1 rRNA gene is annotated in these 2,716 nt (G+C 52.0%); it reads right to left on the bottom strand.

The features are described from left to right. Positions 1-2,716 (bottom strand): 23S ribosomal RNA (locus tag DXA97_RS19510); the annotation flags it as partial.

The following is a 2,716-nucleotide window of genomic DNA, read 5'->3' as shown; positions in this document are numbered from 1 at the left end:
TTGGTTAAGCCCTCGACCTATTAGTGACAGTCAGCTGCACGTGTTACCACGCTTCCACCTCTGCCCTATCTACCTCGTCGTCTTCAAGGGGTCTTACTACTTGCGTATGGGATATCTCATCTTGAGGGGGGCTTCACGCTTAGATGCCTTCAGCGTTTATCCCGTCCCGACTTGGCTACTCGGCCATGGGTTTGATACCCAACCGATGCACCAGAGGTCAGTCCATCCCGGTCCTCTCGTACTAAGGACAGCTCCTCTCAAATATCCTACGCCCACGCCGGATAGGGACCGAACTGTCTCACGACGTTCTGAACCCAGCTCGCGTACCGCTTTAATGGGCGAACAGCCCAACCCTTGGGACCTACTTCAGCCCCAGGATGCGATGAGCCGACATCGAGGTGCCAAACCACTCCGTCGATGTGAACTCTTGGGAGTGATAAGCCTGTTATCCCCAGGGTAGCTTTTATCCGTTGAGCGATGGCAATCCCACTTTATACCACCGGATCACTAAGTCCTAGTTTCCTACCTGCTCGACCCGTCGGTCTCGCAGTCAAGCTCCCTTATGCCTTTGCACTCTGCAAATGGTTTCCAACCATTCTGAGGGAACCTTTGAGCGCCTCCGATACCCTTTCGGAGGCGACCGCCCCAGTCAAACTCCCCACCTGACATTGTCCCCCAGCCGGGTCACGGCTGCAGGTTAGAAACCCAGTCACACAAGGGTGGTATCCCAACAGCGGCTCCATGAAGACTGGCGTCCTCATTTCTTAGCCTCCCACCTATCCTGTACATGTATAACCGAATCCCAGTATCAAGCTGGAGTAAAGCTCCATGGGGTCTTTCCGTCCTGGCGCAGGTAACCAGCATCTTCACTGGTATTTCAATTTCACCGGGTGCATTGTCGAGACAGCGCTCAAATCATTACGCCTTTCGTGCGGGTCGGAACTTACCCGACAAGGAATTTCGCTACCTTAGGACCGTTATAGTTACGGCCGCCGTTTACTGGGGCTTAAATTCAAAGCTTCGATTGCTCTAACCTCTCCTCTTAACCTTCCAGCACCGGGCAGGCGTCAGCATATACCTCACCTTTCGGTTTTGCATAGACCTGTGTTTTTGCTAAACAGTTGCTTGAGCCTATTCTCTGCGGCCTGCTTGCGCAGGCACCCTTTATCCCGAAGTTACAGGGTCATTTTGCCGAGTTCCTTAACAATGCTTCTCCCGCCGGCCTTAGGATTCTCTCCTCATCCACCTGTGTCGGTTTACGGTACGGGCACATATCACACAATAGCGGCTTTTCTTGACAGTTCGAATTACCAGCTTCCCTACTTTTGTTCGGTCCGCATCACGCTTTCGGATTGTTAAGCGGATTTGCCAGCTTAACTCCTTCTTCGCTTGCCCCGGTCTTTTCATTCCCGGGTCTGGTTATCGTCCTGTGTCCCCACAGTTCTGATGATATGTGGTACAGGAATTTCAACCTGTTGTCCATCGACTACGTCTTTCGACCTTGCCTTAGGTCCCGACTTACCCAGAGCAGATCAGCTTTACTCTGGAAACCTTAGATATTCGGCCTGGAGGATTCCCACCTCCATCTCGCTACTCATTCCGGCATTCTCTCTTCTTAACACTCCACAGCTCCTTATCGGTACTGCTTCGCCGCAGTTAAGAATGCTCCTCTACCACTTGTCTAATGACAAGTCCACAGCTTCGGTGTCGTGTTTCAGCCCCGGACATTTTCGGCGCAGGACCTCTCGACTAGTGAGCTATTACGCACTCTTTGAATGTGTGGCTGCTTCTGAGCCAACATCCTAGTTGTCTTCGAAATCCCACATCCTTTTCCACTTAACACGCACTTTGGGACCTTAGCTGGTGGTCTGGGCTCTTTCCCTTTTGACGACCCAACTTATCTCGTGCCGTCTGACTCCCGTGCATCATCTCTCTGGCATTCGGAGTTTGATATCTCTTGGTAAGCTTTGACGCCCCCTTAAGAATTCAGTGCTCTACCTCCAGGAGACTAACACGAGGCTAGCCCTAAAGCTATTTCGAGGAGAACCAGCTATCTCCGGGTTCGATTGGAATTTCTCCCCTATCCACACCTCATCACCACCCTTTTCAACGGATGTGTGTTCGGTCCTCCACCGCCTTTTACGGCAGCTTCAACCTGGACATGGATAGATCACCCGGTTTCGGGTCTACCCATACTGACTTTGGCCCTATTAAGACTTGGTTTCCCTTCGGCTCCGCACCTTGAGTGCTTAACCTTGCCAGTACAGGTAACTCGCCGGACCGTTCTACAAAAAGTACGCGGTTGCACATATAAAGTGCTTCCACAGCTTGTAAACACAGGGTTTCAGGTTCTCTTTCACTCCCCTCCCGGGGTCCTTTTCACCTTTCCTTCACAGTACTATGCGCTATCGGTCACTAAGGAGTATTTAGCCTTGGGGGGTGGTCCCCCCGAATTCCCACAAGGTTTCTCGTGTCTCGTGGTACTTTGGATCCTGCTCGCTGTCTATTGTTTTCGTGTACGGGGCTTTCACCCTCTGTGGCCGGACTTCCCAGACCGTTCCACTAACAAATCGACTCACTTGTTGCAGTCCGTAACCCCGGAACGCACGCGCTCCGGTTTAGGCTCTTTCCATTTCGCTCGCCGCTACTTTGGAAATCGAGTTTTCTTTCTTTTCCTCGCCCTACTTAGATGTTTCAGTTCAGGCGGTTCCCGACG

The sequence above is a fragment of the Clostridium sp. OF09-36 genome (assembly GCF_003481985.1).
Lineage (GTDB): Bacteria > Bacillota > Clostridia > Lachnospirales > Lachnospiraceae > Brotaphodocola.
Note: the sequence above shows the minus strand (reverse complement) of the source record. Positions and strands in the feature narration are given on the sequence as shown.